Raw genomic sequence first — 24,545 nt, 5'->3', positions numbered from 1 at the left:
CTTTTATGGAGAGTGGACCATGTACGACGTACCCGATCAGACCGGCAAGCTCGTCGTCGTCACCGGCGCCAACAGCGGTACCGGCAAGGAGGCCACCAAGCGGCTCGCGGCCGCCGGCGCCCGGGTTGTGATGGCCGTCCGGACGCCGGCCAAAGGCGAGGCAGCGAAGGCCGAGATCCTGGCGGAGCACCCCGACGCGCAGCTCGAGATCCGCCGGGTCGACCTCGCCGACCTGGCCTCGATCCAGGAGTTCGCCGAGCAACTCAGCGCCGACGAGCCGCACCTGGACCTGCTGGTGAACAACGCCGGCGTGATGGTCCCGCCGACCCGCATCACCACCAAGGACGGCTTCGAGCTGCAGTTCGGATCGAACTTCCTCGGCCCGTTCGCGCTGACCGTGCGCCTGCTTCCGCTGGTCCTCGCCGCTCCCGCACCGCGGATCGCAACCATGGCCAGTGGCGCCGCGAACTTCGGCACCATCCACTTCGACGACCTCCAGTGGGAGCGGCGGTACCGGCGTACGGCGGCGTACTCGCAGTCGAAGCTTGCCGACCTGATGATGAGCAACCACCTGGCCAAGCTCTCCGCCGACCGCGGTTGGGGCCTGCTCAGCGTCGCCGCGCACCCCGGCTACACCCGCACCAACCTGCAGTCCGCCGGTGCCGCGCTCGGCCGGGAGCGGCCGTCGCTCATCAACCGAGTGGGCATGCGCTTCAACCCGCTCCCGAAGCAGGACGTCGAGACCGGCGCCGAGCCTCTCCTGTTCGCGGCCGCCGACCCGACCGCCGAGGCCGGCGGCTACTACGGCCCGTCCGGAATCTTCGGTCTCGTCGGTCCCACCGCCGTCGCCAAGCAGCCGAAGGCCGCTCTCGACGCCGCGACCAGCGCCCGCCTCTGGACGGTTGCCGAGGGCCTGACGGGCGCGTCGCTCCCGTCTATCCTGCCCAAGTGAGTGAGTGGTCGAGTGGGGGAATCTACGAGTCGTACGTCGGCCGCTGGAGCCGGCTCGTCGCCACGGAGTTCGTCGACTGGCTCGAGCAGCCGGCGGGGTTGCGCTGGCTCGATGTCGGCTGCGGTACCGGCGCACTGACCAGCACGATCCTTCGTACGGCGGATCCGGCGGCCGTGGTCGGGGTCGATCCGTCGGACGGCTTCATCGAGTACGCCCGGCAGACGATCCACGACGAGCGAGTGAGCTTCGACGTACGTTCGGCGGCCGAGCTGCCCGACGGCCCGTTCGATGCGGTGGTCTCGGGACTCGTGCTCAACTTCGTCCCGGAGCGGGTCGAGGCGCTGCGGCGGATGCGCGAGATCGGGTCGACTGTTGCGATCTACGTCTGGGACTACGCCGGCGGCATGCAGTTGATGCGGTACTTCTTCGACGCGATGACCGAGGTCCGCCCGCAGGACCGCGATCAGGACGAGGGTCGCCGGTTCGCTTTCTGTACGCCGGAAGGGCTCGACGAACTGTTCGCCGCGGCCGGGTTCAGCACGGTCCGCATCCGCGAGATCGTCGTACCGACGCAGTTCGAATCGTTCGACGACTACTGGAATCCGTTCCTCGGTGGGCAGGGCGTTGCTCCGGCGTACCTGCGCAGTCTGGCCGAGGCGGATCAGGTCGAGTTGCGGGAGGCGGTGCGCGCCCGGTTGCCGATCGAGGCGGACGGTTCGATCAAGCTGACGGCGCGGGCGTGGGCCGCGATCGGTTGAGGTAGTCGTCACGGAGGAAGCCGAAGATCAGGTCGTCGGTCCACTCGCCTTTGAACCAGGTGTTGGACAACCGCAGACCTTCGCGGGTGAAGCCGACGCGCTCGAGCAGCCGGGCCGACGCGGTGTTGCGGGCGTCGCACTCCGCCGAGACCCGATGCAGCTCACGCTCGACGAAGAGATATTCGAGCAAACCACGCACAGCCTCGGACGCATAGCCATGGCCTTGGTACTCCGCTGCGAGGGTGAAGCCGAGCTCGGCCTGCATCAGGTTCTCGTGCAGCTTGAGGCCGAGGTCACCGATCAAGGCGCCGTCCAGATCGACGGCGTACTGGAACCAGCCGGGCGCCTCCGGATCATCCTGCGCGAACCGCTCGACCGTCTGCTGGGCCTCGGCGAGCGGAAGCGGAGCGGTCCACGACTGGTAGTTGGCGACCACGGGATCGGAGCGGTAGGCGGCGAACCGCTCGGCATCGGCCGGAGCGAAGCGGCGCAGGGTCAGCCGCTCGGTGCGCACGAACATTGGGTCATCATGTCAAGACAGCGCGCTCGACTCCGTCGTAGGAGTGAGAGGAGTGCGCCGATGAAGTTCTTACTGCTCCTGCAGGGTGACGGTGAGCCGCGCCTGCAGCGCCACGAGTTCGAGCGAGTTGCCTACGACGCCGGTGAACTGGTCGGCGGTGAGCTGCTCGCGGATCCACAGCTGTCCGTCCGGCTGCCCGACGGGACCACCGAGCCCGTGCTGATCGACGGGTACTACGTGATCGACGTGGAGACCCGCGATCGGGCGGTCGAACTCGCGCGCCTGTTGCCAGACGCGCGAGTCGCCGGTCGATCCGTCGAGATCCGAGCGGTGATGCAGCCGACCGCTGCGGACTTCTAGATGACTTTGAACCAGAGGCTGGTGGCCATCGCGGTCTCGGTGACGCTGATTCGTTCGAGCCGAACAGTGTGGCCGCCGGGGTGATCGAACAAGCGGGTGCCGTCGCCGAGCATCGCCGGTGCGTAGAGGAGGAAGACCTCGTCGAGTTCGCCGGCCTCGATGCACTGCTTGGCGATATTGGCTCCGATCACGTTGACGTACTTGTCGCCGGCCGCCTCCTTCGCCGCCGCGAGTGCTTTGGCGAAGTCATCGACGTACGTGACACCCGGCTCGGGGTCGGCGAGTGGGCGGTGCGTGACGACGAAGATCGGTCCGTCCCACCCACCGCCGAACGCCTGCCCTTCGCCGGGCTCACCTTTGTACGGGTCGTCCCCGTCGTGCGACCGCCGGCCGACCAGGATCGACCCGATCCGCGGGACCAGCTCGTTGACCTCCGGGTTCGGCCCGAGATACGGCCGGATCCACTGCATGTCCCCGCCCGGCCCGGTAATGAAGCCGTCCACCGACATCGTCACCGAATACAACACCTTCGCCTTCGCCATGCGTCCTCCTGACTTGTAGGTGGTGTTGAGACGAGTGAGGGCGAGAAAACTCATCGGGGCGGACCGCCACGCATGCAGAACCCGCCGCTCGGTGCCGGTTCAACGTGGGAATCGCGACTTATGCATGCATGGCGGTCCGCGAACCCGGTCCGACGTCCGCCGGTTGCAATGGGCGGTTGGACGGGGCCGCCTTGTCGTACTCGTCGGCGCCGACGTCCGCCTTGCCGGTGCGCGGGTGGTCGTCGAGGTCGCGGGTCACGGTCGGGTAGGTCTTCTTGGCGGCGTTGATCGCGGGGCTGCCGGAGGTCAGTCGTCGTACGCCGTCGGAGCCGGCCGCGAGTTTCGGGTCCTTCCTCGTGGATCCACCGGTGGGGATGGTGCCGTCGGCGGCGGCGCCCCAGCAGAGGTTGCCGGCGAAGGTGATCCCGTCGAGGTACGGCATGCTCACCAGTTGCGTGCCGGTGTCGCCCACGAGCAGGTTGTCGGTGATCGAGCAGCCGAGCGGCGGCAGCGGGCGTTGCGACTCGCCGCTGATCGCCGTACCGCAGGACAGGACGGTGTTGAGCGCGATCGTGACGCGGTCCGGTGCGTCGTTGCCGCGGCGGCTCTCGGGGGAGTCCTCGGGTTTGTGGTCGCGGACGCTACCGCTGCCGAGCACGATGCCGGCGCCGGCGATCTGCTCGGCGTAGTTGTTCACGATCAGGTGATCGTTGCCGTAGATCCGGATTCCGTTGCTTCCGGCAAGGAGGAAGTTGGCGTCCACCCGGGACCGGTTGCCGTGCCGGAGCACGATTCCGCCGAGACTGTCCCGGATCGTGTTGTGCCGGATGGTGTTGCCGGTCGACTTGACCGAGATCGCCTCCGGGTCGCCGTTGCAGCGCTCGAACAGGTTCTCCTCGACCATCGCGCCGGCGTCGCTGAGCGACCGGCCGCTCAGTCCGAGGCGGATCGGCTCGCCGCCGTTGTCACCGGCGTACGTGTGGTCGGAGAAGTAGTTCCGGACGATGTGCACTCCACGGGCCATCCCGTCCGAGCCTGGACCCTCGACGCCGAGGAAGACGCCGAGCTTGGACTTCCCGTGGAAGTGGTTGCGCTCGACAACTGTCGCGTCGCCGGTGACCATCACCCAGTGCAGGCCCTCGATGTCGCCGAGCTGGATGTCGTTCCGGCTGATCCGGACGTGCTGACAGGTCGTCGGCACCTCGAAGGTCGTCTGCTGGCGCAGCTTGAACCCGTCGATCACGACGTACGACGAATTCGCGAAGACGAACCCATGGTTGCCGGTCAGCGTCACGCCGCCGACCGACTCGGCCCGCACCGTGATCGGTGCATCCGAGGTCCCGTGCTTCCCGTTGACGGCGATGGTCTGCTCACCGGGTACGTCGTACGTGCCGTTCGCCAGCACGATGTCGGCGCCTGGTTTGGCGGCCGTGATCGCGGTGCGGAGCTCGTCGAGGGTGCGGACCCGGACGGCTCGCGCCCGGGTGGTGGTGGCGCTCGCCGGTCTGGCGAAGGTGGTCGCGGTGAGACCGAGGCTGCCGATCAGGAACGTTCGTCGGTGCATGGTTCCTCCTGGGAGGTGGGGCGGTAGGCGCTCAGTGTGGATGGCCTTTCGAAGGGCTGGCAAGCGTTTGCCGACGAACTCCCGTGGGGCGGGACGCTGAAGGCCCGAGGTTCCACGACAGAGCCCCGATGCAGCCAGTGGACGGTTGGCTCGGTAGCCTTCCGGCAATCCAGGTTTTCGGATGGCGGAACTTTCGGATGGCGGAACGAGGTGAGGCGGGTGCCCGAGCGGAACGACGCGCGGCCGGCCCCGATCGACCTCGACCGGGCGTCCCAGGCGCGGGTCTACGACCTGCTGCTCGGCGGCAAGAACAACTTCGAGGTCGATCGCCGGTTCGTCCACGAGCTGCTGAAGATCGCGCCCGAAGTGCCCGAGCTGACCAGGCAGAACCGGCGCTGGCTGGCCGAGGCCGTCTTCCGGATGGCGACCGAGGGTGGGGTCGACCAGTTCCTCGATCTCGGCGCCGGCCTCCCGACCGCGCAGAACACCCACGACGTCGCGCTGCGGGCCAACGCCGACGCGACCGTCGTGTACGTCGACAACGACCTGACGGCGATCTCGCACGGTCAGGCGCTGCTCGCCGACGACCGTCACAGCTTCTTCGCCGGCGTGGACCTGACGGATCCGGCCGCCGTACTCACCGATCCGGTCGTCAAGGCAGCACTCGACCTGAACCGGCCGGTCGGGATCCTGCTCGGCCTCGTCCTGCACAACGTCCCCGGTCCCGAGGCTGTCCAGATCATCGCGGACTACCTGGCCGCAGTACCGTCCGGGTCGTATCTGGCGCTGACTCATCCGCTCAACCCGCGCGACGGCGGCCGGCTGGCCGAGTTCTCGTCCGCGATCGAGGAGAAGCTGCGGGAACCCTTCCCGCGGATCGGGTTCCGGACCCGGGACGAGACTGCGTCGCTCGTCGCTGGGCTCGAGCTTGTCGAGCCCGGGCTGGTCGACCTGACGGCGTGGTGGCCGGACGACAAGCAGACGCTCACCCCGACCGGCGCCGGGAAGTTGCTGCTCGTCGCCCTCGGCCGCAAGCCTTAGAGGGCGTCTGAGAACCCTGCACCGCACCGAGTGCCCCGCAGTAGGCGCAGGGCTCTCAGACGCCCTCTTAATTCACTGGAGTCCGGCGAGCCGCCGGACCATGATGGGTCGCATGTCTGCTCAGGCTGCTGCCGCTTACTGATCAACCGCGCCCGATGATTCCTGGCGCGTCCGATCACGCCCGTCCCGCGGACGGGCTCCGAAGCGTGCAGTCCTTCAGCCTTGGAGTCAGCCTTCAGATGACAACCCATTCCTGGGTAGAGGTCGCGTGTGACGAGTCGGGGTTCTCCGGAACCAACCTGCTCGACCCCACCTCACCCGTGATCACCCATGCCAGTGTCGATCTCGCCGTACCCGAGGCCGCCGACGTGATCGACGTACTGCGATCCCGTCTGCGCCGACGGACGGAGTACAAGGCGAACCAGCTGCTCCGACCCGAGCAGCGGCCCGCGCTCGAGTGGCTGCTCACCAGCCTGCGCGGGCGCGCGCACGTCCACCTCATCGACAAGACCGGGTACGTCGCCGCGCGGGTGCTCGAGCTGTTCACCGAGGAGCCGTCGTACGGCGCGGGGACCAGCCTCGGCTCGGATCATTCTGGGGTCGTGGCTGCGTTGCGGCCGCGGACCGGATTCCTCGCGGCCTTCGTGGACCTGAGCCGGACCAAGCGGGTGCGGTTGATGGATCACGACGCCGTCGATCGGTTCTTCGCGACGATGCCGGCCGACGCACCGGCGTTGCGTGCGATCACCCGTGCCCGGGTCGAGGAGGTGATGCAGCGGTTGATCGACGAGGATCCGGACATCCCGCCACCACTCGAGCCGCTGGTGCCGGCGCTCGCCGAGACGATCCTCTACTGGAGCGCCGGCCGTCGATCGGTCGACGTGGTGCATGACGAGCAGAGTGCGCTGACCCCTGGCCGGGTGGCCAGGCTGGGAGCGTTCCTGGCCGAACGGGTGGAGCCGGCGCCGCTGCGCTCGTTCACGCAGGTCGACTCCAAGCATGATCCGCGGGTGCAGGTGGCGGACTTCCTGGCCGGGATCGCACGCCGCCGTACGCCGGATCTGGTGGAGCTGCTCGAGCCTTACACCTGTGCGGCGACGAAGTCTTCCCAGGTATGAGTGCCGATCTCGGCGCCGGTCAGGGTGAGGTTGCCGCCCGCGCGGTAGACCTTGCCTGCCTTGCCGGGTACGCGGATCGGGAGCGACAGCCGATGCTTGCCGGTGGCCCGCAGATAGTCGTGGGCCAGCTCGGACAGGCTGTACACCTTCGGACCGACCAGGTCCGGAACGAGGCCCTGTGGCTCACCGAGCGCGAGCTCGACGAGTCGCTGGGCCACGTCCCGGCCGTCGACCGGCTGGAACCGGATCCCGCCGGGCATCGGCAGTACGGGCAGTTTCGCCATCGTCTGCACGGTGTTCCAGGCGAAATCATGCAGCTGGGCGACCCGCAGTACCGTCGACGGCACCGACGATTGAAGGACGGCTTGCTCGGCGCCCAGCTTGGACTTGAAGTACGTCAGCGGCAGCTGGTCGACCGCGGTCACCGAGATGTGTACCAAGTGACCGACTCCGGCCTTCTCGGCAGCCTTGACCAGGTTGCGGGTGCCGATCTCGTCGCCCTTCGGTCCGCCGGCGAGGTGCAGGATGGTGTCGACCCCGTCCACCGCCTGGTCCAGTCCGTCGCCCTTCAGCAGGTCGACCGCCAGGTACTCGACGCCGTCGCCGCGGTCGTGGGCGTGTCGGCTGAGGACCCGGACCTTACAGCCGGCGTCTTGAAGCAGCGGTACGGCGTGGCGGCCGATCGTCCCGGTCCCGCCGGTCACCAGAATCGTAGTCATGATGTGTTCTCCTCTCGCGTCTATCCGGCTGACGGATCCCGGCCGGGTGAGTGTGACCGGATGTGAGCTGGAATACATCGAGTAAAAATGTCGAGGGGCTGTCCGCGCCTCCGACGTCATCGGTGCCGGGGCGCAGTACGGCGTACCGGCTCGACACTGGAGGTTATGAGATGAAGTACGTGGTCCTGATCCACTCCAACCCGCAACCGTGGGGTCACCCGACGATCGACTTCACCGAGGTGGGCCGGGCGATCCCGGCGGCCGAACGGGAGGCGATGGGCAAGGAGTTCGACGAGATGCTGAAGGAGCTGTCCGCGTCGGGTGAGCTGGTGTCCGGGCTGGCGCTGGACGCGCCCTCGACCACGCGGACGTTCCGCTGGGAGGGGAAGCGGCCGGTCAGCACCGACGGGCCGTACGCCGAGTCGAAGGAGCAGCTGGCCGGATTCTTCGTCCTCGACTGCGCGACCCCGGAGCGGGCCGAGGAGCTGGCGGCCAAGTTCGCCGGTCCCGGCGATGTGATCGAGCTCCGGCCGGAGTGGGAGTTCTGAGCGTGCTCGAGAAGTAGCGATTCCGGACAGAAATGAGCGGTGTGACCAAAGCCCGGTCATTCGGAGTGACGTACGACGTACCGCCGGAGCGGCGGCTCCCATATTCTGCGTTAATTACCGGGAGTCAGGAGGGCGCGCCGTGACCACTGTCTTGATGATGGGGCCGCCGGGAGCGGGCAAGGGAACACACGCGGGCCATCTCGCCGGACATCTCGGCGTACCTGTCATCTCCACCGGCGACCTGTTCCGCGCCAACATCGCGGACGGCACCGAGCTCGGGCGGACGGCGAAGCGGTATCTCGACGCGGGCGAGTACGTGCCCGACGAGGTCACCAACGAGATGGTCCGCGACCGCCTCGCGGCCGCCGACGCCCGTCCGGGATTCGTCCTGGACGGGTACCCACGGACCCTCGACCAGGCCGGCGTCCTGGACGAGATCCTCGACCAGCAAGGCCGTTCGCTGGACGCGGCGCTGGTGCTGGAGGTCCAGGCGGACACGCTGGTGCACCGGCTGCTGCGCCGGGCCGAGATCGAGCACCGCTCGGACGACACCGAGGAAGTTATCCGCCGGCGCTTCGAGATCTACCACGATCAGACCGCTCCGCTGATCGCGTTCTACGCGACCCGGGGCATCCATCACGAGGTCGACGCGTCCGCCGACATCGACACGGTCCGCGCCGAGATCCGGCTGGTCGCCGTACAACTCAAGCCTGCGGCCTGATCACTTCCAGACCGGGGCCACGGCCTTGCGGTAGGTGCGGCCGAAGAGTCCGGTGATCACGACGAGGACCGGCTTGGGCACGGTGTCGGCGATGGCGGCGGACTCGTCGGAGGTGGCGCCGTCGAGGGCCCAGGCGAAGAACGTGCCGCCTTGGACCGGGCCGACCTTGGCGAACTCGCGACCCATCGCCTTCATTTCCGGAGAGTCCTTCTTGGCCAGGTAGACGGGCTCGATCTCCGCTTCCTCGTGCTCGAAGTGCTCGACCGTGACCCGCTGCAGCTCCTGCATCGCGCCGAGTGCGGCCTCCGCGTCCGCTGCGCTCGCAAAGGTGTGCACCCCGCCCATCGTCGTCCTGGCCGCCGCGAGTGCCTTGGCCATCGTGTCGTGTTCGGCGTCCAACTGCGCCAGCAGGTCCCGGCTCACACCGACCTGTTCCAACGCGGGCCAAGCGGTCTCGTGTTCACCCTGGTGGTGCCGGGTGAGTTGCTCGTCGAAGTTCTCCCAGGCAGCCGCCAACTGGTCGGCCCGCTCCCGGTCCCCGTCCTTGAACTTCCTCAGCGCGTCGATGAAGCGACCGAGATCCCGTCGTACGGCGGCATGGATGGCCTTGTTCATGCTCATTTCCCCCATGGCCCGGAGTATGCGCCTCGGGAACAACCGTTGACCAGCGCAAGTTGTTGCTGGGTATGCATGGTGAGTACAAGGTTCCGGGCGGGAAGCTCGTCGTTGCCGACCTGGACGTCATCGACGAGCACGTGCGGACCGCGCAGATCTCCGGCGACTTCTTCCTCGAGCCGGATGATGCGCTGGAGCGGATCAACGGCGCGTTGGCCGGGTTGCCGGTCGACACGTCCGCGGCTCAGATCTCCGCGCGGGTGCGGGGCGTGCTGGGCGATGGGGTCGAGATGCTTGGCTTTTCGCCTGAGGCGGTGGCCGTCGCGGTACGACGGGCGTTGACCGGGGCAACGGGTTGGCGGGACCACGAGTGGCAGTTCGTGCACGACGTACCGCGGGAGCCTGCGCTGCAGATGGCGCTGGACGAAGTACTGACCGAGCAGGTCGGATCCGGTGAGCGTCCGCCGACTTTGCGTGTCTGGGAATGGGCTTCGAACGCGGTCATCATTGGCAGCTTCCAGTCCCTGCGCAACGAGGTCGACCTGGACGGCGCCGCGCGGAACGACGTGACGGTGGTACGGCGGATCAGCGGCGGCGGAGCCATGTTCGTCGAGCCGGGCAACACGATCACGTACTCGCTCTACGTTCCGGAGTCGCTCGTCTCCGGCCTGTCGTTCGTCGACTCGTACGCGTTCCTGGACGACTGGGTCATTGGTGCGCTCAACGATCTCGGCATCGCGGCGACGTACCAGCCGATCAACGACATCACCTCACCGGCGGGCAAGATCGCCGGCGCCGCACAGAAGCGGTTCGCCGGCGGCGCGGTCCTGCACCACGTCACGATGGCGTACGACATGGACGCAGCCAAGATGCTCGACGTACTGCGCATCGGTCGCGAAAAGCTGTCCGACAAGGGCACAACCAGCGCCAACAAACGCGTCGACCCCCTACGCAGCCAGACGGGCCTCGACCGAGCCGAAGTCATCAACCGAATGATCGGCACCTTCCGAACCCGCTACGGCCTAACCCCCGGCACAATCGACCCCACAACCGTCGCCCTCGCCCAGGACCTCGTCGACGCAAAGTTTGGCACCAACGACTGGCTCACCCGAGTCCCCTGACCATTGCCTACGACAATCAGACTTGCGCGGCCTGGTCCGCGATCTGCTGGACGTAGTCGACGAGGTGTGGATCGTGCTCCTCGAACGGATAGGCCAGGTAATAGGCCTCCACAGCGGCCCGTGCATCGGGGAACCCACCACCTCGGCCACAGAACCGTCATGTCGTCGTAGGTCAGTGTGCGTCGGGCTGACTCATGCTGCGTCACGCCAGAGGTCGTGGGCCGCCAGCCAGATGTTGCGAGCGGCCAACTGGGCCGGGGCCTGTGCGCGCGCTCGCTCGACGCGCGACGGCGTACCGGGAGCCTCCCAAGGAACGGGTGAGGGAGGCACGGATCGGGTCCATCGAGGTCGGGGTAGCCCGGTGTCGTCGGCGAGCTTCTCCGCGATGCCGGCCAGGAGCGCGTCGAACGCGGCGTCGCCGGTCCGGTTGGGGGGAGACTCGATGGCGTCCGCGGTCAGGTGGGGATGCGCGAGGAGCTGGTCGAGGAATCCACGCAGGCGAGCCCAGTTCACCTTGCGAACTGGCGCGTCTGGCGAGAAGGCATCGGTAAGGCTCGCGATCGACGGCCCATGCGTCCGGGCGGTGCTGTCCGTCGTGATCGACAGCTCATGGCCGGACGCGGCTATCAATCGCGAAAGCATCGTCAGTGTCGGATCGGTCGACCCGGCCTCGATGCGAGACACGGTGGAGGTCGGAACCCCGGCCCTGGCCGCGAGCGCGCTCCGGGACAGCCCGGCGTCTTGCCGTGCCCGTCTCACCAGCTCTCCCGCCTCCATGCTTGTAGCATATATGCAACACCGCGAGGCGGCAACGCGCGTAGCGTCTCGCTCATGGAGCGGATCGGGTACGTGATCTTGTATGTGGGGGATTTGGGGCGGTCGGTTGAGTTCTACCGGGATGTGGTGGGGCTTGCGTACAAGTTCACGGATGCGGGGTATGCGGAGTTCGACGCGGGTGGGGTTCGGTTCGCGTTGTACGAGCGGCGGCGGGCGGAGTGGTTGACCGGGGGTGGGGTCATGCCGGGCGCCGGTGGGGAAGTGGTGGTGATGGTTGACGACGTGGATGCGTACGCCGAGCGCTTGGAAGCGGACGGCGTACGCGTGCTATCCGGGCCGGCGGACCGTCCGTGGGGACATCGGACGGTCCATGTTGCCGACCCGGACGGGTTCGTCGTGGAGTTCGCGCAGGAGATCCCGCGGAACCGTCAGCGGCGGTAGTGGTTCCAGCGGCGGCGGGACATGCCGCTGATCATCACGATCCAGAACACGCCCCACAGCAACCACGGCGCGGTCAGTGCGATCGAGCTGATCACCAGACCGACCATCAGGAACGGCATCAGCATCAGGATCGGCGGCGGGGGGCCGGGCCGGCGGCGGGGCCGAACCGGACCACCCTGCACGAGCTGTAGCTCCGTCGAGGCCGGCAGGTCGTCGAACAACGGCTCGAGGTCGTCGGTGTACCGCGACCGGGTCGCCTGCTCGCTCCGCTCCTCGAACTCGGCCTGCGTCAACCGCCCGGCGACGAAGTGCTCACTGAGCAGCGACACGGCCTGATCCCGCTCCGCGTCGCCGATCCGCAACCGCTTCGTCGGTACGTCGTCACGCCGGGCCTCACGCGGCTCGTCCCAGCGCGAGTCCCGCCAGTCGCCGGGCCAACCAGGCTGGTGCCGGTCGCCCCAGCCCTGCCAGTCAGGCCCGCGACGGGCGCCTCGGGACCGACTCCGGTCAGTCATGACTTGTCCTGCTCACTGTCCGAGCCGTCCTCGGCGAGGATGCCGTACAGCTTCCGGCGCAGCTCGCCGACTGCCTCACGGGCCTTCGCCTGCTGCTCCGGCGTACCGGTGGAAAGGATCTGCCACATCGCCGTCGCGACCTGACCGAGCACCGGCCGGAACCCGTTCTCGTCGTCGCCACCGGCTGGCTGGCTCATCGCCTCCCACGGCGCGGACACCTCGTCCTGGTGCTCAGCGACGTACGCCCGGCCCTCGTCGGTCAGCTGGAACGTCCGTCGGCCGGTCTCGGCGTCCGCCGCCACCAGGCCCTCGTCCTCGAGCTGCTGCAGGGTCGGGTAGATCGAGCCGGGGCTCGGCTTCCACACGCCACCGCTGCGGTCGGCGATCTCCTGGATGATCTGGTAGCCGTTCATCGGCTGCTCGGCGAGCACGGCGAGAATCGCCGCCCGCACGTCGCCGCGTCGGGCCTTCGGGCCGCGCCACCGCGGCGGCGGTCCCCACGGCGGGCCGAACGGCTGCCCGCCGCCGAACATGCCCCACTGCGGCCCGAAGTGCTGCTGCTGGTGTCCCCGGTGAGTACGGCGGCCGGTCATCGCCGCGCGCAACTCATCCAAGATGTCGTCGAAGTTTGAACAATGCCGTGCGAACTGCTGCCAAGGAAAGCCCGCGGCGTACGCCGATCCGGTCATCTCGACCCACCCGTCCCTCACGAAGTGATTGCGATAGTTCGACGATATATCGCGAACCATCGCAACCCAAGAGAGTCAGGAATTGAACTTCAGGTCCTGCACGGCCGCGGTCAGGACGACGGAGTTGTCCTCGATGCTGACCCCGGTGACCTGTGCGCCGAACGGCAGCTTCGGGATCTCGATGCCGTCGGCGAGCCGGTTCTGCAGGGCGGTCCGCAGCACGGCCGGGATGCCGTCGGGCAGCTGGTCGACGGCCAGCGCCATCCGGCCGTTGCTGATCTTCGGAGTGATCGGTACGTCGGCGCTGGATCCGCCCAGCGTCAACTTCGCGTGCAGCTTGCCGTCGACCACGACCAGACTCAGCCCTTGGAGGTCGGTGGCCGCGACGGCGAGCCTGCCCAGCTCCCGCGGCGCGAACTGCAGCCGCAGGTTGGTCGTGTCGATGGTCACCGCGCCGGACTGCTGTGTCAGCAGGGATCGCGGCACATGCACGCTGTGCATGTCGACGGTGAGGTTCTCACCCGGGATCTTGGTGAGCGTCGGCTTCTCCATCGTCAGGGTGACCTTGGAGAAGTCCTCCTTGAACAGCTGCGGGAAGAACCCGAAGCCCCCGATCTTGACCGAGGTGTCCGCCGAGCGTACGTCGTACTTCGCGGCCTCCTTGGTCGCCATCGACGCGAGCTGGTTCTGCGCGACCACCGCGGCGATCCGGTCCACGGCGATCGCCAGCACCGCCAGCACGACCAGCGTGACGATGAGGCGGCGGAACCACCGGCCTGGTCTGTTGGAGCTCATCGCTTGCCTTTCACGATCATTTCCCGGAGTGCTTCATCGGTCGTCGTCGGTTTGAGGCCAAAGGCAACAGTTGCTGCGGTGGAGTCGAGGACGAACGGCCGCTGCCATTGGTACTGCATCTCCACCATCTCGCGCGCGGCGGGGTCCACCAACCCTGCTAGCCGCAGTACGAAGGACGGCATCGTGGCGACCTGTGCCTTGGACGCGCCGGCCAGCTCGGCGGCGCGACTGGCGAGCTCCCGGACCGACAGCGGCGCCGGGGTCGGCACGTGCCAGGCGCGGCCCCACGCGCTCTCGTCACCGGCCACCGCGATCAGAGTCCGTGCGACGTCGCCGACGTACGTCCAGCTGTGCGGTGCATCCAGGTCGCCCGGCATCATCCCGCGCTTGCCAGCGATCACCTTCGGCAGCACAGTCACACTGAACGGCGACACCGCGCCCGCACCGAGGTAGTCCGAGCCGCGTACCTCCGCGGTCCGGATCCGACCCTCTTCATGTGCCTTCACGGCATCGGTCCAGAGCTGAGCGCGCACCTGTCCCTTCACGGTGTTGGGCAGCAGCGGCAGCTCTTCGCTCATCACCCCGTCGACCGCGCCGTACCCGTAGAGGTTCCCCGTCGTCACCAGGACCGCTCCGGACGCTTCAGCCGCCGTAATCAAGGCTGCGTTGAGAGGAGGCCACTCGGTCGTCCACTTGTTGTACGGCGGTCCCGCGCACGAGTAGATCGCCGTCGCACCATCGACGTACTCCGTCAGCCCCTTGCCGGCATCCGCGGCGACCCGCTCCACCCCGTCCGGTCCACCGCCGGACCGCGTGATGACTCGCACCTGCTCGCCGCTTGCGGCAAGTAGCCGGGCGACGACACTCCCCACGGCTCCAGCTCCGACGACAACGTGCACGCCTGTCCCTTCCACTCGACACCGGCCCCCAGTGTTGCCGATGCCGGGGTGACGTCAGAGCGTCGGTACTGCGCTGCCGTCCGGTGAGGCGATCCGGTCGGCGGGGAGGTACCTGGTGATCTCGACGTCATCGACGTAGTACTGCACCAGACCGAACCAGCCGGCCGGCCCGTTGTCACGGGCGAGCAGCCAGCCTCGCTGACGGCCGGTGCCTGTCAGCACGATCACGTGACCGGGGAGCGGGGACTTGCTCAGAGTCCACTCCTCGTCCGTCATCAGGACAGTCCCTGGCGCAACCTCAGCTCGTCGCGGATCACCGGCGGGATCGGCAGGCGGTACCCCTCCAGCGCTCTGGCGTAGGCGCCGAGCGACGAGGCGAGGCGGGCCGCGTCACTGCGGAAGGTGTCACCCGGATGACGGCTTCCGCGGGCCAGACGCTCGGCCGCGCGGGCGGACTCAATCTCGGCCAGCAGGTACGAAAGATCGTGGTCAACAGCCGAGCGGCGACTCGCGCCGAAGGAAACGGGAAGTGGTCGGATCGACATTGCGTATCGCCTCATAACCCACGGGTCCCGACAAACCACCTGGAATGTCATCGTTCCGGAGTCTCTCCACTCTACCCGCCATCAGCCGGCGCTCCGCTCTGTCCGCCGTCAGACAGCGGTCCGCCCGCCGTCGACCGCGATGGTCGCGCCGGTGATGTAGTCGGCACGGGGTGAGGCCAGGAAGGCGATCGTCTCGGCGATCTCCTCGGGCTGGGCGGCTCGGTTGAGCAGGGTCGTGTTGCCGAGTGCGGTGGTGCGCTCGGGTACGGAGCCGTCGGTGTACACCGGGCCGGGCGCGACGACGTTGACGCGGACGTGGTCAGCGCCGTACTCGACGGCCCAGGAGCGGGTCATCGCCTCGAGAGCGGCCTTGGTCGCGCTGTAGGCCGCGCCACCAGACAGGCCGACTCTGCCGACCATGCTGCCGACGTTGATGATGGTGCCGCCGCCGTTGCGAGCCATCTCCGGCGCGAGCGCGGCCGTGAGCAGGTACGCCGACCGCACGTTCCCGTCGAACAGCCGGTCGTACGTCGCAACCGTGAGCTCACTGCTGGGTCCGAACCACGACGAGCCGGCGTTGTTGACCAGGATGTCGACCGGGCCGACCTCGGCGGCGAGTTGGGCCACCTCGTCGGGGTTGCTGAGGTCGGCGCCGACGAAGCGGGATTTGCCGCCGGCTTGCTCGATCTGGTCGACGACCGCCGTACCGCGGGCGGTGTCGCGACCGTGGACGAGGACGGTCGCGCCGTACTCCGCGAGTTTGAGCGCGGCGGCCTTGCCGATGCCGGATGTGGCGCCGGTGACCAGCGCGGTCCGGCCGGCGAGCTCTGCAGTCATTTCGGGTCCCTTCTCGGCGTTCGATGACGACTGTCATCGAACGTACCACCCTCGCGATGACAGTCGTCATCGCCGGTGAGCTAAAGTGATCAGATGGGGTCAGACAGTCAGCCGCCGCGGAGCCGGATGGTGGACAGCGCCGCCGTACTCGTGCGGGAGCGCGGCGTCCACGGCGTCGGCCTGCGGGAGATCGTCGCGCACTCAGGCGGCCCGCGCGGATCCCTGCAGCGCTACTTCCCGGGTGGCAAGACGCAGCTTCTCGGCGAGGCACTCGACTTGGTCGCCGCGGACATCGCAGCGCAGTCGAAGCTCCTCGATGCGCGAACTCTGACTGAGGCCGTCGACGCTGTCATCGCGCCGTGGCGGAAGTCTCTGCTCGACAGCGACTTCACCCTCGGCTGCCCGATCGCGGCCACCATCGTCGATGCCTCCGGCAACGATCAGCTGCGCGAGAAGGCCCGCACGCTGCTTTCCCAGTGGCACGAGTCGGTCCGCGACACCCTGGTCAGATTCGGCAGCTCGAAGTCAGTCGCGGACGAGCAAGCCTCGGTCCTGCTCGCTGCACTCGAAGGCGCTCTGATCCTCGCCAGAGCACAACGCAGTACCCAGCCGCTCGACGCAGTACAACGCTTCTTCACCGCCGCTCTGACCCAGGCTGCCAAGTAGTCTCCGGTACGACGACGACTCTCGGGACTGAGCTGGTGGGGCAGTGACTACGACTGACGAGTTGCGGCCGGGCAAGGCCATGATGTGGTTACTCAGTTCGACGTTCAGCACTGACGACGAAGCAGCAAAGGCGTTCTCGGTCCAGTCCGGCCGCGGCCGTCAAGCCGTACTGGGCAAGGAAGATCGCGTCGGCGACGAACCGCGCCTACTGGTCGACTTCAACGCAGGCCAGCACCTGCTCTCCGTCCGCGGCCAACAGGTCGGCGACCGCCACAAGAGCACAGTGCACCTGTGGGGCCAGGACTACCACATCCACCGCCGGTTCCGATTGAAGGCGCAGTTCGACGTGACCAACGGCGACCGCACCGTCCTCCAGGTCCGACAGCAGTCACCAAACGACTCCACGGTCCGAACCTTCGAAACCCACAGCGCCCCCGACCTGGACCCGATCGCCGCCCTGGCCCTGATGCTCCTACAAGCCCGCCCCGACAAAATGAAAGTCCTAGGCGAACTCTTCCGCCACTAAAAGGTGCCCCCGGCAGGATTCGAACCTGCGACGCACGGTTTAGGAAACCGACGCTCTATCCCCTGAGCTACGGGGGCGCACGCTGGGACAGCCTAGCGGACTTCGGTCGGGGGCTTGGTGTTCAGAGCTCGTGGGCCTTTGGGGTGGGCTTGTGGGGTGAGTGGTTGGTGGAGGTGGCCGTTGTGCCGGCGTCTTGGGCGGCGGCGCGGCTTGCGTCGCTGACGCCGAGGGTTGCGTGGCGCATCGCGTCGGTGCCTGCAGCCTGTGTCTCGGGTGAGCCGGTGGTCGACGAGTCGGCCGGGGCCGCGGTCAACGCTTGGTCGACGCCCTTCTGACGTTCTTCCGCGGTCCGCAACACCTCCAGGAATTCATGGTTCGACAACTCGCTGCGGTCTCGCCCCGGGTACACGTCGTCGGCGAAGAGGTGCGCGAGGCGCTCATCGCCGGCGGCTTGGATCTCCGCTGCGGCTTGGCGAGCCATCTCCGCACTCGGCTCCAAGGCGCGTGCCATGACGGCGCGCATCTCTGCTGTCACGTCCATCGGCTGTGCCGGGGAGCTGAACCGTTGCCTCAAGCGCTCGGCCAGGCTCTGCCGATCGTTGGCAGGTGTGTTCTCGTCAGCCATGTTCAGCTCCGAAATTCTCGATGCGATTGGGGGCCTTCGCGCGTCGGATGCTACCGACGATCGGGGCCACCTCGCGGAGCGTAAGACAGTCGTGCCGTCAGCCGGTGAGGGCGGTTACGGCTAGGTGGCCGGTGATGGATTTGTAGCGTTCGGCGTAGAGGGTGGTGCAGCGGGAGGAGACGCAGCCGGCGCCGGCGAAGGCGATGCCTCGGACGGTGGCGGAGCTGGTGCCGCGGCGGGTGTAGACGGGGCCGCCGGAGTCGCCGCCGATGATGGCGACCAGGCCGTTGCGGGTAGCGCGGATGACGTACGTCGTACAGCCGTCGGTGTCGCAGTAGCTGGCCGAGGTCGAGCGGACCGTGAGGCCGCACAGGGAGGTGCTGAAGCTGCCGGACTGGCAGACCACGGTGCCGACGCCGGGGTCGCCGCCGCCGGTGACGGTGCGGGTGTTGGCGGTGTCGCCGGGGCCGTCGGTCCAGATCTTGGCGCCGTACGCGCTGCCGGTGACCAGCGACTGGTCGTAGTCCGGGTAGTTCGTCCGCAGCGTGGTCGTGCCGTAGTAGTTGGCGCCTGACTTCCAGACCGTGCCGGCCGCGCCGCAGTGGCCTGCGGTGACGGAGCCGCGCTGACCGTTGGAACGGCGTACGACGGAGAAGCCGGCGGAGCAGTTCTTCAGCGACGACGTGATCCGGGCACCGCCCCAGTGGCCGCCCTTCGGGGTGTCGCTGAGGCGGGACGTCCGTGCGAGTGAGCCGGCCACGAGTTGTACGCCGGACAGTCCGCGAAGGCCGGCCAACGACGCGGGGGTGGTGGTGGCCTTGTCGTACTCGACCACGACGTTCTCGCTGACCGGGTCAAGGTCGGCCGAGAACGTCGTACGTCCGGCGTCGGAGGACCAGGAGCGGTCGCCGACGGCGGTCCAGGCGTCGGCGATCGACTGGGCCGTGCGGCAGCTGCGTTCGACTCCGACCAGCTGTTTGCCGGCCGCGGGCAGGTTGCGGGCCATCGCGGCCTGGTACTTCTTGGCGTCCAGCTTCGCGGAGTCGACGACCACCTTGTAGCCGGTCGCGGCGGAGCCGACCACGCCGATGACGCCCTGGCTGAGCCCGTACGGCAGGCCGGACGTGGGACGGCCGGTTGCGTCCAGTGGCTCGAGGGAATTCACGGCGGCGGAGATTCCGTCGCCGAGCGACTCACCGAGCGGCCGTGCGTCGGACGCTGAGGTCGGCTGCGACAACCGCTTTGCCTCGGTCGAGCTCGCACTCGGCTGTGCGTGGGAACACACCGCAGCGCCCGCCACCGCACCCGAGGAAGGGACGGTGAGAGCGACTGCGAAGAGTGAGGCTGAGCCGAGAGTGAGCAGCGGGACGGTAACAGAGAGTCGCACAAAGCTCCCAAGATCGGTGGACCGGCCACTAGATGGTCCGGTCAGAGACTCCGTTCAGTCAAGAGCCGATCACCGTCCGCGAACAAATTCGACTACCGTGCGCGAGCGTAACTCGCAAGTTGAAGCCCGTCTGCGCCGAAGAAATGCAGCGCGTCGCCGTCCAACGCGACCCGCTTGGCGGCCTTCAGTACGCCGGTGTGCGGGACGTTGTCGCAGCCCATCATGTGCTGCGGCCCGGAGGTCGCAGTGAACGCACCACGCTGACCGATCGTGTACGTCCCCTGCAGTGCGTTGCAGCCGTCCGAACCGACCCACGTCCCGTCCGGGCGCAGCGTCAGTACGGGGTCTTCCGGCCGGGCTGCCTTCAGAGACTTGACGCCGGCGATCTCCACCGGCCGCCAGGTGCCGGACACGGCCTGGGCCGACAGCACCTGTGGCGTCAGCGTCTCGACGGCAGGCGCCTGTGCACCCGCGACGGGCGGCTGCGCAGGCTGCGTCGGCTGGTTGTGCGAGCCGGCCAGCCCGAAGCCGACCACGGCGACAGCCGCCACCGCGACGGCGGCTGCCCCGGAGACGATCCAGGTACGGCGCTGGGCCCGGCGAGCACCCGCGGTCGCGCGCTCGGTCAGGCCGGCGGCCTCCGGCACAGTGGCCGCGGCGCGTTCGAAGGTACCCCGCAGGTCATCCTCGAGATCGGTGTTGCTCACGACAACCTCTCATCAACACGATGGGACTCTCTGGTTTTCCGTAACGAGGCGAGCGCTCGGCTCGCGGTCGCACGCACGGAGGACGGTTTGATGCCGAGCACGTCGGCGATCGTCTGGTCGTCCAGGTCCTGGTAGTAGCGCAGGACCAGCACGACCCGCTCCCGGGCGGACAGCGTCGCCAGCGCTCGCCAGAGATGATCGGAGTTGGCAATGTTCGTGGCGTGGTCGGGCACGGTGCGCTGCGGCTCGACGTCGGCCGTCGGCGCCTCGCCGTACGAACGCCGCCGGGTCATCGACAGGAACTCGTTCACCAGGATCCGCCGGACGTAGTGGTGCGGGTCGTCGGTGTTCCGCACCTTCCGCCAGGACCGGAACGCCTGCATCAACGCGATCTGCGCAAGGTCCTCCGCTCGCTGGTAGTCGCCGGAGACCGTGAACCCGAGCCGCACCAGTTCCTGTCCACGGGCGGATACGTACTCCTCGAACTCCACTCGCCACTCCCTGGCTGGGCGTACAACTCCTCACACCTATTAGACGCATCGAGCTGCCCACGTGCTGCAACCATTCGCGCACAGTTCGATCTCTAGTCCAGCAGGAACTCCCGGACCGCCTCCTGCCCACGGGCATCCCGTTGCACGCTGTGACCACTACCCGGCACGACGACCAGCTTGGCGTCCCGTGAGTGCGTCTGCTCCCATCTGGACCAGTCCAGTGGACAGAACAGGTCGTTGCTCCCGTGCAGGATCAGCGTGCGCGGCAACAGCTTCTGTGCAGCCGGGTACGTCGACACGCGGGCAGCCGGCCAGCGCAGGCAGCCCTGGATCATCAGCTGGCTGCGTGACGTCGCCACGTCGTACGGGTACAGCCGCTTCGGGTCCAGGCGGCGTACCGCGTCGTCGAGAGCGGTCTTGCGGTCTGGCTTGCCGGACCAAGGGAAGCGCAGGTCCGAGCACAGGGTGGCTATGTGGAGGCCGGCGGAGAGGGTGTCGTAGGTGAGGCCTTTGCTGGTGGTCTGCTGGATCAGTTCCTTCAGCCGGGTGTCGTCCCCGGTGCGTGCTGCGTGCAGGGCGGCCGGGATGCCTTTGAGGGACGGGTTGACCGAGTTGAGGCTCGCGACCGACAGCGACTCCATCAGGTCGGTCCCGCTGACACCGTGCTGCACCAACCACGCCAGATCCGCCACAGGGTCCGTCGTACACGCGGCGTCCTGGTGGCACGCGGCCGTGAGTATCGCGCCCGTCGAGGCCATCAGATCCACACCCGTCGGGTCGAATCCCTTGTGCGGTACGACGGAGTCCAGCACGAGCGACTGCACATGATCCGGGTACTTCAAGCCGTACTGCGCTGCCGTGAAGCTGCCGTACGACGTGCCGTCGAGCGTCAGCCGGTCGACCTTGAGGGACTGGCGTAGCTGCTCGATGTCGTCGACTGTGTCGGGCGTGCCGTAGTGACCGAGGCCGGAACCGACTCGCTGGGCGCACTCGTCGACAGCTGCTGCCGGTGGGGTCAGGAAGTCCGAGCCGCCCACAGTCTCTTGTAAAGAAGGGCAATTGATGCCGTTCGGACCTGTGCCGCGTTGGTCGAACATGACGAGGCGGTAGTCGCGCAGTACGTCCGGGTGCACGTTGTGGCGGAGGCTGGGGAGCAGTGAGACGCCTGGCTGACCGGGGCCGCCAGTGAGCAGTAGGAGAACACCACGGGGTGCGTCGACGTTATCGGCGGCGATGACCGCGAGGTCGAGGGACGGGCCGTCGGAGCGTTGCCGGTCGAGCGGCACGTGCAGTGTCGTACACGTGAAGCCTGCTGTGCAGGTGGAGTCATCTGTTGGCGCTGAGCAGGCTGTGCAGGCGAGTACGAGCGCACACAGCAGCCGGACCGTTCGCATGCACCCTCCCTGGTTGGTCAGGGTGCGGCAATGCGTCAGCCGCCGCAACCTGCCTCGCGGGTCAACCTCGAGAGGGACCCGCAAGGCAGGCGCGGGTTGACCCCACTTCGGACGGCTTCGGGGGGCGCGTCCGAACCGGGGTCAGCGCAGGCCGAGCGACTTGGTCAGCTCGGCGGTCACCTGACGTGGCGCCGGCAGGGTGCCGGGCTTGCCCTGGCCCTCCAGCGAGGTCGCCACCAGTCGGCGGCAGCCGAAGGCCTCGGCGGTGAACGACAGCACGCCGCGGTCGTTGTCGGTGAACCGCAGCACGTAGGTCGGGCCGAGCTCCTTCGTGCAGATGGTCGGCTCCTTCGCGACCGGCTTCGCCGCGTTGACCAGGGCGAACAGGTCGGTCGCCTGCTTGCCGTTGCGTTTCGTGCTGCCGGTCGCGTAGTTCTGCCCGGACGCCATCGCGTCGTACTGGCAGATCGTCACGCTGACCGGGTGGAACGTCGAAGTGGCCACGCCCTGGCCCCAGACCACCTTGTCGGTGGCCGCGCGGACAGCCGCGATGGTGCTCGGGCAGTCGATGCTCGGTGTGCCGCTGGGGGTGGGTGACGGCGTGGGGGTGCCGGGGGTGGTCGGCGTATCCGTGGGCTGGGCGGCGGGCGGAGAGGTGGCGTCCTCGTTGCCGCAGGCGGCGGCAACTCCGAAGACAGCCACGACGAACGTCGCACCGATCAGGCCCCGTGTCCGTAGTGCACTCACGACTCGGTCCTTCCGGGTTGGCAAGGTCACCCATGATGCTCGAAGGGAGTCACGTCGCGCGTGCCAGAACATCACGGCGGCGCGTCTATCCGGTCACGCGGCCGGATCGTTCGGCAACCGAGGCAGACCTGTAACCTGCACGCGCTGGTCGCCCGGTCTAGGTAATCTGGATGTATGACGAGCCCGTACGAAGACGACGAGCCGCTGCTGCCGGAGCAGACCCGCGACGACGACCCGCGGACCTGGGGCGAGAGCGATTTCGGCAGCAACGACGACGACGATCGCATTCTGAACGAGGTACCACCCCACCACGGATGAGCGCGACCGTGCTTCTCGTCCACGGCGGCCTCTGGGAAGCCATGGACGCCGACGCGTTCTGGGGTACGACGGGGATCACCGGTGGACTCACGTCGTACGGCCTGGAGGTGCTCGCGCCGGACCGGCCGCGGCAGCCGAGTGGGTGGTACGTCGAGGTCGAGGTCCTGGGTGAACAACTGGCGAAGCAGCCCGGACCGGTAAGAATCGTTGGGGCCTCCAATGGGTGTACCGTCGCCGTCCTGCTGGCGTTGAGGTTTCCGGACCTGGTCGATCGCCTGCTGCTGGCCTGGCCCGCGACCGGCGACGACGCGGCCGCCAACGAGCGGGCTCGGGTCTCGCTGGTGGATCGCGGTTGTCCGCCTGATGCCGCGGTCGGGCTGCTGGCCGGGGGCATTCTGCGCGGTGTGCGGGACGATGAACTAACCGCGCTGGAGCGAATTCGGGTGGCGGTGCTGCCGTCGGTACCGGAGAATCCATCGCATCAGCGGAAGACGGTCGACGCGTTGCTGCGGTCGATCCGGGGGAGTCGTGAGCTGGCCGGGTGTCCGGAACCACCGACGCCCACGTTCCGTAACGGGGGCAGCCCGCCTTACCTGGATCAGTTGGTGCGAACGATCGTGGAGTTCGTCAACTGAGGGGGAGAGCGTGGAACTGCGGGGGTTTTCCGACGGGTACGGCATTCAGGTCGCGAGCTGGGCCGTGGATGCCAAGGAAGTGGCACTGCTGTCCGGGCGGGTGGAGTACCCGTTCCCGGAGGAACTGCGGACGAACTGGCGGCGGCCCGACTCCGACATCCACTCCTATCTCCTGTTCGACGGCGACCGGCCGGTCGGGTACGGCGAGGTCTGGCTGGACGACGAGGAGGACGAGGTCGAGCTCGCCCGGATCATCGTGGACCCGGAGTTGCGGGGCCGCGGCGTCGGCGGTGAACTCGTCCGCGCGTTGCTCGGGCCGGCGCTGGACGCCGGGTACTCGGAGGTCTTCCTGCGGGTCCGCCCGGAGAACGCGGCGGCGATCCGCGCCTACCACGGCAGCGGCTTCGTCGATGTCCCCGCTGCCTTGATGGAAGAGTGGAACGTCGGCCAACCGGTCCCGTACCGCTGGATGCGCTATGCCGGAGAGCCGGAGCAGGAGCAGGCAGGCTTAGGCGAGCTCAGGGGCTGAGGAATTGCGCCTACCCGCTCCGGCGGGTCCTACGGCTGGCGGGCGCGGAGCAGATCCCGGATCTCGGTCAGCAGCTCCTGGTCCGCGGTCAGCGGGTCGGGCTCCGGCTCCTGACCGCGGGCGCGACGCTCGGCCAGCTTGTTCAGCGGCATCACGATGGCGAAGTAGACCGCCGCGGCGACGAACAGGAAGTTCAGCGCGGCCTGCAGGATCAGGCCGATCGAGAAGATCGCCCCGTTGATGTGGAAGTTCCAGACACCGCTGATGTCCGCCTTGCCGAAGATCGCGGCGATCAGCGGGTTGATGAAGCCGTCCACGACCGCGCCGATGATCTTGGTGAACGCGGCGCCGATGACGACGGCGACCGCGAGGTCGACGACGTTCCCGCGCATGACGAATTCCTTGAAGCCCTTGAGCATGGTGCCTCCACGAAGCGGGTGGGA

34 protein-coding genes and 1 tRNA gene are annotated in these 24,545 nt (G+C 68.0%); 14 read left to right on the top strand and 21 right to left on the bottom strand.

All coding sequences use genetic code 11. From position 1 onward, the window contains the following. Nucleotides 1–19: 19 nt before the first annotated feature. Nucleotides 20–952, top strand: a complete 933-nt coding sequence (locus EV650_RS36155) for an SDR family oxidoreductase (protein WP_134123638.1) — start codon at nucleotides 20–22, stop codon at nucleotides 950–952. Further along, the gene (locus EV650_RS36150; protein WP_134123637.1) at nucleotides 949–1,710 is read left to right on the top strand and encodes a class I SAM-dependent methyltransferase; all 762 of its coding nucleotides are present in this window, start codon (nucleotides 949–951) and stop codon (nucleotides 1,708–1,710) included. Before EV650_RS36155 ends, EV650_RS36150 begins: the two co-directional genes overlap by 4 nt. Here the strand turns inward: EV650_RS36150 and EV650_RS36145 are convergent. Continuing rightward, complete coding sequence (locus tag EV650_RS36145; protein ID WP_134123636.1) at nucleotides 1,673–2,230, bottom strand: GNAT family N-acetyltransferase; 558 nt, start codon at nucleotides 2,228–2,230, stop codon at nucleotides 1,673–1,675. The two genes, EV650_RS36150 and EV650_RS36145, sit on opposite strands and share 38 nt — an antisense overlap. Before the next feature lie 60 nt (nucleotides 2,231–2,290). On the opposite strand from EV650_RS36145, the gene EV650_RS36140 reads away from it, so the two are divergent. Next, nucleotides 2,291–2,590: a YciI family protein gene (locus EV650_RS36140; protein ID WP_134123635.1), complete on the top strand. Its 300-nt coding sequence runs from the start codon at nucleotides 2,291–2,293 to the stop codon at nucleotides 2,588–2,590. Here EV650_RS36140 and EV650_RS36135 read toward each other — a convergent pair. Both EV650_RS36135 and EV650_RS36130 read right to left on the bottom strand, forming a co-directional pair. Next, entirely contained in the window at nucleotides 2,587–3,132 is a 546-nt protein-coding gene (locus tag EV650_RS36135) for a dihydrofolate reductase family protein (protein ID WP_134123634.1), read from the bottom strand. The genes EV650_RS36140 and EV650_RS36135 overlap by 4 nt on opposite strands. A 118-nt stretch (nucleotides 3,133–3,250) precedes the next feature. Beyond that, on the bottom strand, nucleotides 3,251–4,696 hold the full coding sequence (locus tag EV650_RS36130; protein WP_134123633.1) for a polysaccharide lyase 6 family protein: 1,446 nt from the start codon (nucleotides 4,694–4,696) through the stop codon (nucleotides 3,251–3,253). 219 nt (nucleotides 4,697–4,915) lie between these two features. On the opposite strand from EV650_RS36130, the gene EV650_RS36125 reads away from it, so the two are divergent. Further along, nucleotides 4,916–5,737, top strand: a complete 822-nt coding sequence (locus tag EV650_RS36125; RefSeq protein ID WP_134123632.1) for an SAM-dependent methyltransferase — start codon at nucleotides 4,916–4,918, stop codon at nucleotides 5,735–5,737. A 239-nt stretch (nucleotides 5,738–5,976) separates the two neighbouring features. Then, the gene (locus tag EV650_RS36120; protein ID WP_134123631.1) at nucleotides 5,977–6,855 is read left to right on the top strand and encodes a DUF3800 domain-containing protein; all 879 of its coding nucleotides are present in this window, start codon (nucleotides 5,977–5,979) and stop codon (nucleotides 6,853–6,855) included. Here EV650_RS36120 and EV650_RS36115 read toward each other — a convergent pair. Continuing rightward, nucleotides 6,819–7,574 carry an SDR family oxidoreductase gene (locus EV650_RS36115; RefSeq protein ID WP_238174700.1) on the bottom strand — a complete coding sequence of 252 codons (756 nt, stop codon included), beginning with the start codon at nucleotides 7,572–7,574 and terminating at the stop codon, nucleotides 6,819–6,821. The two genes, EV650_RS36120 and EV650_RS36115, sit on opposite strands and share 37 nt — an antisense overlap. Nucleotides 7,575–7,744: 170 nt before the next feature. On the opposite strand from EV650_RS36115, the gene EV650_RS36110 reads away from it, so the two are divergent. Both EV650_RS36110 and EV650_RS36105 read left to right on the top strand, forming a co-directional pair. Continuing rightward, entirely contained in the window at nucleotides 7,745–8,122 is a 378-nt protein-coding gene (locus EV650_RS36110) for a YciI family protein (RefSeq protein WP_134123630.1), read from the top strand. Nucleotides 8,123–8,261: 139 nt separating this feature from the next. After that, complete coding sequence (locus EV650_RS36105; RefSeq protein WP_134123629.1) at nucleotides 8,262–8,843, top strand: adenylate kinase; 582 nt, start codon at nucleotides 8,262–8,264, stop codon at nucleotides 8,841–8,843. Here EV650_RS36105 and EV650_RS36100 read toward each other — a convergent pair whose 3' ends face one another. Then, nucleotides 8,844–9,458 (bottom strand): hemerythrin domain-containing protein, encoded by a 615-nt coding sequence (locus EV650_RS36100; RefSeq protein ID WP_166678394.1) that lies wholly within the window; start codon nucleotides 9,456–9,458, stop codon nucleotides 8,844–8,846. It lies immediately after the preceding gene. Between the two features lie 71 nt (nucleotides 9,459–9,529). Between EV650_RS36100 and lplAB the strand changes: the two genes are divergently transcribed. Further along, complete coding sequence (gene lplAB, locus EV650_RS36095) at nucleotides 9,530–10,579, top strand: lipoate-protein ligase LplAB (protein WP_134123627.1); 1,050 nt, start codon at nucleotides 9,530–9,532, stop codon at nucleotides 10,577–10,579. Between the two features lie 192 nt (nucleotides 10,580–10,771). On the opposite strand, the gene EV650_RS36090 is transcribed toward lplAB, so the two are convergent. Beyond that, a complete protein-coding gene (locus EV650_RS36090) occupies nucleotides 10,772–11,356 on the bottom strand; it encodes a helix-turn-helix domain-containing protein (protein WP_134123626.1) in 585 nt (194 codons plus the stop codon). A 54-nt stretch (nucleotides 11,357–11,410) separates the two neighbouring features. On the opposite strand from EV650_RS36090, the gene EV650_RS36085 reads away from it, so the two are divergent. Continuing rightward, on the top strand, nucleotides 11,411–11,797 hold the full coding sequence (locus EV650_RS36085; RefSeq protein ID WP_134123625.1) for a VOC family protein: 387 nt from the start codon (nucleotides 11,411–11,413) through the stop codon (nucleotides 11,795–11,797). Here the strand turns inward: EV650_RS36085 and EV650_RS36080 are convergent. The 7 genes from EV650_RS36080 to EV650_RS36050 form a co-directional block, all read right to left on the bottom strand. Then, nucleotides 11,785–12,312, bottom strand: coding sequence for a DUF1707 SHOCT-like domain-containing protein (locus EV650_RS36080; protein WP_134123624.1), 528 nt, complete (start codon nucleotides 12,310–12,312; stop codon nucleotides 11,785–11,787). The two genes, EV650_RS36085 and EV650_RS36080, sit on opposite strands and share 13 nt — an antisense overlap. Beyond that, the gene (locus tag EV650_RS36075) at nucleotides 12,309–13,022 is read right to left on the bottom strand and encodes a PadR family transcriptional regulator (protein ID WP_238174699.1); all 714 of its coding nucleotides are present in this window, start codon (nucleotides 13,020–13,022) and stop codon (nucleotides 12,309–12,311) included. The genes EV650_RS36080 and EV650_RS36075 overlap by 4 nt, the downstream gene beginning before the upstream one ends. 54 nt (nucleotides 13,023–13,076) lie before the next feature. After that, nucleotides 13,077–13,796, bottom strand: a complete 720-nt coding sequence (locus EV650_RS36070; RefSeq protein ID WP_134123623.1) for an LmeA family phospholipid-binding protein — start codon at nucleotides 13,794–13,796, stop codon at nucleotides 13,077–13,079. Further along, on the bottom strand, nucleotides 13,793–14,695 hold the full coding sequence (locus EV650_RS36065; protein WP_134123622.1) for an NAD-dependent epimerase/dehydratase family protein: 903 nt from the start codon (nucleotides 14,693–14,695) through the stop codon (nucleotides 13,793–13,795). The genes EV650_RS36070 and EV650_RS36065 overlap by 4 nt, the downstream gene beginning before the upstream one ends. Before the next feature lie 54 nt (nucleotides 14,696–14,749). Beyond that, nucleotides 14,750–14,971, bottom strand: coding sequence for a hypothetical protein (locus EV650_RS36060; RefSeq protein ID WP_134123621.1), 222 nt, complete (start codon nucleotides 14,969–14,971; stop codon nucleotides 14,750–14,752). After that, nucleotides 14,971–15,240, bottom strand: coding sequence for a hypothetical protein (locus tag EV650_RS36055; protein ID WP_134123620.1), 270 nt, complete (start codon nucleotides 15,238–15,240; stop codon nucleotides 14,971–14,973). The genes EV650_RS36060 and EV650_RS36055 overlap by 1 nt, the downstream gene beginning before the upstream one ends. A 108-nt stretch (nucleotides 15,241–15,348) precedes the next feature. Beyond that, nucleotides 15,349–16,077 carry an SDR family NAD(P)-dependent oxidoreductase gene (locus EV650_RS36050; RefSeq protein ID WP_134123619.1) on the bottom strand — a complete coding sequence of 243 codons (729 nt, stop codon included), beginning with the start codon at nucleotides 16,075–16,077 and terminating at the stop codon, nucleotides 15,349–15,351. A 93-nt stretch (nucleotides 16,078–16,170) separates the two neighbouring features. Here EV650_RS36050 and EV650_RS36045 point away from each other — a divergent pair, with 93 nt between their 5' ends. After that, on the top strand, nucleotides 16,171–16,743 hold the full coding sequence (locus EV650_RS36045; protein WP_134123618.1) for a TetR/AcrR family transcriptional regulator: 573 nt from the start codon (nucleotides 16,171–16,173) through the stop codon (nucleotides 16,741–16,743). A gap of 43 nt (nucleotides 16,744–16,786) precedes the next feature. Continuing rightward, nucleotides 16,787–17,269, top strand: a complete 483-nt coding sequence (locus EV650_RS36040; protein ID WP_134123617.1) for a hypothetical protein — start codon at nucleotides 16,787–16,789, stop codon at nucleotides 17,267–17,269. Nucleotides 17,270–17,273: 4 nt separating this feature from the next. On the opposite strand, the gene EV650_RS36035 is transcribed toward EV650_RS36040, so the two are convergent. The 7 genes from EV650_RS36035 to EV650_RS36005 all read right to left on the bottom strand — a co-directional run bounded on the left by EV650_RS36035 (nucleotide 17,274) and on the right by EV650_RS36005 (nucleotide 22,620). Then, nucleotides 17,274–17,346, bottom strand: a tRNA-Arg gene (locus tag EV650_RS36035). A gap of 44 nt (nucleotides 17,347–17,390) precedes the next feature. After that, nucleotides 17,391–17,894, bottom strand: coding sequence for a hypothetical protein (locus tag EV650_RS36030; protein WP_134123616.1), 504 nt, complete (start codon nucleotides 17,892–17,894; stop codon nucleotides 17,391–17,393). A 97-nt stretch (nucleotides 17,895–17,991) separates the two neighbouring features. Beyond that, nucleotides 17,992–19,281: a chymotrypsin family serine protease gene (locus tag EV650_RS36025; protein WP_238174697.1), complete on the bottom strand. Its 1,290-nt coding sequence runs from the start codon at nucleotides 19,279–19,281 to the stop codon at nucleotides 17,992–17,994. 92 nt (nucleotides 19,282–19,373) lie between these two features. Beyond that, the gene (locus EV650_RS36020; protein ID WP_134123615.1) at nucleotides 19,374–19,988 is read right to left on the bottom strand and encodes an META domain-containing protein; all 615 of its coding nucleotides are present in this window, start codon (nucleotides 19,986–19,988) and stop codon (nucleotides 19,374–19,376) included. After that, a complete protein-coding gene (locus EV650_RS36015; protein ID WP_134123614.1) occupies nucleotides 19,985–20,479 on the bottom strand; it encodes a SigE family RNA polymerase sigma factor in 495 nt (164 codons plus the stop codon). Before EV650_RS36015 ends, EV650_RS36020 begins: the two co-directional genes overlap by 4 nt. A 92-nt stretch (nucleotides 20,480–20,571) precedes the next feature. Beyond that, entirely contained in the window at nucleotides 20,572–21,873 is a 1,302-nt protein-coding gene (locus EV650_RS36010) for an alpha/beta hydrolase (protein WP_134123613.1), read from the bottom strand. 141 nt (nucleotides 21,874–22,014) lie between these two features. Next, nucleotides 22,015–22,620: a hypothetical protein gene (locus EV650_RS36005; protein ID WP_238174696.1), complete on the bottom strand. Its 606-nt coding sequence runs from the start codon at nucleotides 22,618–22,620 to the stop codon at nucleotides 22,015–22,017. A gap of 174 nt (nucleotides 22,621–22,794) precedes the next feature. Here EV650_RS36005 and EV650_RS40570 point away from each other — a divergent pair, with 174 nt between their 5' ends. Genes EV650_RS40570 through EV650_RS35995 form a run of 3 tightly spaced genes read left to right on the top strand, consistent with a single transcriptional unit; the run spans nucleotide 22,795 to nucleotide 24,102 of the window. Continuing rightward, nucleotides 22,795–22,938: a hypothetical protein gene (locus EV650_RS40570; RefSeq protein WP_166678393.1), complete on the top strand. Its 144-nt coding sequence runs from the start codon at nucleotides 22,795–22,797 to the stop codon at nucleotides 22,936–22,938. Continuing rightward, nucleotides 22,935–23,573, top strand: a complete 639-nt coding sequence (locus EV650_RS36000; RefSeq protein ID WP_134123612.1) for an alpha/beta fold hydrolase — start codon at nucleotides 22,935–22,937, stop codon at nucleotides 23,571–23,573. Before EV650_RS40570 ends, EV650_RS36000 begins: the two co-directional genes overlap by 4 nt. A 10-nt stretch (nucleotides 23,574–23,583) precedes the next feature. Continuing rightward, entirely contained in the window at nucleotides 23,584–24,102 is a 519-nt protein-coding gene (locus EV650_RS35995; RefSeq protein ID WP_134123611.1) for a GNAT family N-acetyltransferase, read from the top strand. A gap of 29 nt (nucleotides 24,103–24,131) precedes the next feature. On the opposite strand, the gene mscL is transcribed toward EV650_RS35995, so the two are convergent. Beyond that, nucleotides 24,132–24,521 (bottom strand): large conductance mechanosensitive channel protein MscL, encoded by a 390-nt coding sequence (mscL, locus tag EV650_RS35990; protein WP_134123610.1) that lies wholly within the window; start codon nucleotides 24,519–24,521, stop codon nucleotides 24,132–24,134. Between the last annotated feature and the right edge of the window lie 24 nt (nucleotides 24,522–24,545).

Origin of the sequence: Kribbella kalugense, assembly GCF_004365875.1 — a bacterium.
Classification (GTDB): Bacteria; Actinomycetota; Actinomycetes; order Propionibacteriales; family Kribbellaceae; genus Kribbella; species Kribbella kalugense.
The sequence above is the reverse complement of the archived record's forward strand: the minus strand, read 5'-3'. Positions and strand labels throughout refer to the sequence as shown.

What these genes read in the sequence shown, in the direction of transcription:
- EV650_RS36135 (WP_134123634.1), bottom strand. Translation starts at nt 3,132, where the DNA reads ATGGCGAAGGCGAAGGTGTTGTATTCGGTGACGATGTCGGTGGACGGC.
- EV650_RS36000 (WP_134123612.1), top strand. Translation starts at nt 22,935, where the DNA reads ATGAGCGCGACCGTGCTTCTCGTCCACGGCGGCCTCTGGGAAGCCATG.
- EV650_RS36055 (WP_134123620.1), bottom strand. Translation starts at nt 15,240, where the DNA reads ATGTCGATCCGACCACTTCCCGTTTCCTTCGGCGCGAGTCGCCGCTCG.
- EV650_RS36145 (WP_134123636.1), bottom strand. Translation starts at nt 2,230, where the DNA reads ATGTTCGTGCGCACCGAGCGGCTGACCCTGCGCCGCTTCGCTCCGGCC.
- EV650_RS36090 (WP_134123626.1), bottom strand. Translation starts at nt 11,356, where the DNA reads ATGGAGGCGGGAGAGCTGGTGAGACGGGCACGGCAAGACGCCGGGCTG.
- EV650_RS36140 (WP_134123635.1), top strand. Translation starts at nt 2,291, where the DNA reads ATGAAGTTCTTACTGCTCCTGCAGGGTGACGGTGAGCCGCGCCTGCAG.
- EV650_RS36010 (WP_134123613.1), bottom strand. Translation starts at nt 21,873, where the DNA reads ATGCGAACGGTCCGGCTGCTGTGTGCGCTCGTACTCGCCTGCACAGCC.
- EV650_RS40570 (WP_166678393.1), top strand. Translation starts at nt 22,795, where the DNA reads ATGACGAGCCCGTACGAAGACGACGAGCCGCTGCTGCCGGAGCAGACC.
- EV650_RS36080 (WP_134123624.1), bottom strand. Translation starts at nt 12,312, where the DNA reads ATGACTGACCGGAGTCGGTCCCGAGGCGCCCGTCGCGGGCCTGACTGG.
- EV650_RS36045 (WP_134123618.1), top strand. Translation starts at nt 16,171, where the DNA reads ATGGGGTCAGACAGTCAGCCGCCGCGGAGCCGGATGGTGGACAGCGCC.
- EV650_RS36130 (WP_134123633.1), bottom strand. Translation starts at nt 4,696, where the DNA reads ATGCACCGACGAACGTTCCTGATCGGCAGCCTCGGTCTCACCGCGACC.
- EV650_RS36110 (WP_134123630.1), top strand. Translation starts at nt 7,745, where the DNA reads ATGAAGTACGTGGTCCTGATCCACTCCAACCCGCAACCGTGGGGTCAC.
- lplAB (WP_134123627.1), top strand. Translation starts at nt 9,530, where the DNA reads ATGCATGGTGAGTACAAGGTTCCGGGCGGGAAGCTCGTCGTTGCCGAC.
- EV650_RS36085 (WP_134123625.1), top strand. Translation starts at nt 11,411, where the DNA reads ATGGAGCGGATCGGGTACGTGATCTTGTATGTGGGGGATTTGGGGCGG.
- EV650_RS36120 (WP_134123631.1), top strand. Translation starts at nt 5,977, where the DNA reads ATGACAACCCATTCCTGGGTAGAGGTCGCGTGTGACGAGTCGGGGTTC.
- mscL (WP_134123610.1), bottom strand. Translation starts at nt 24,521, where the DNA reads ATGCTCAAGGGCTTCAAGGAATTCGTCATGCGCGGGAACGTCGTCGAC.
- EV650_RS36050 (WP_134123619.1), bottom strand. Translation starts at nt 16,077, where the DNA reads ATGACTGCAGAGCTCGCCGGCCGGACCGCGCTGGTCACCGGCGCCACA.
- EV650_RS36060 (WP_134123621.1), bottom strand. Translation starts at nt 14,971, where the DNA reads ATGACGGACGAGGAGTGGACTCTGAGCAAGTCCCCGCTCCCCGGTCAC.
- EV650_RS36070 (WP_134123623.1), bottom strand. Translation starts at nt 13,796, where the DNA reads ATGAGCTCCAACAGACCAGGCCGGTGGTTCCGCCGCCTCATCGTCACG.
- EV650_RS36155 (WP_134123638.1), top strand. Translation starts at nt 20, where the DNA reads ATGTACGACGTACCCGATCAGACCGGCAAGCTCGTCGTCGTCACCGGC.
- EV650_RS36115 (WP_238174700.1), bottom strand. Translation starts at nt 7,574, where the DNA reads ATGACTACGATTCTGGTGACCGGCGGGACCGGGACGATCGGCCGCCAC.
- EV650_RS36030 (WP_134123616.1), bottom strand. Translation starts at nt 17,894, where the DNA reads ATGGCTGACGAGAACACACCTGCCAACGATCGGCAGAGCCTGGCCGAG.
- EV650_RS36100 (WP_166678394.1), bottom strand. Translation starts at nt 9,458, where the DNA reads ATGAACAAGGCCATCCATGCCGCCGTACGACGGGATCTCGGTCGCTTC.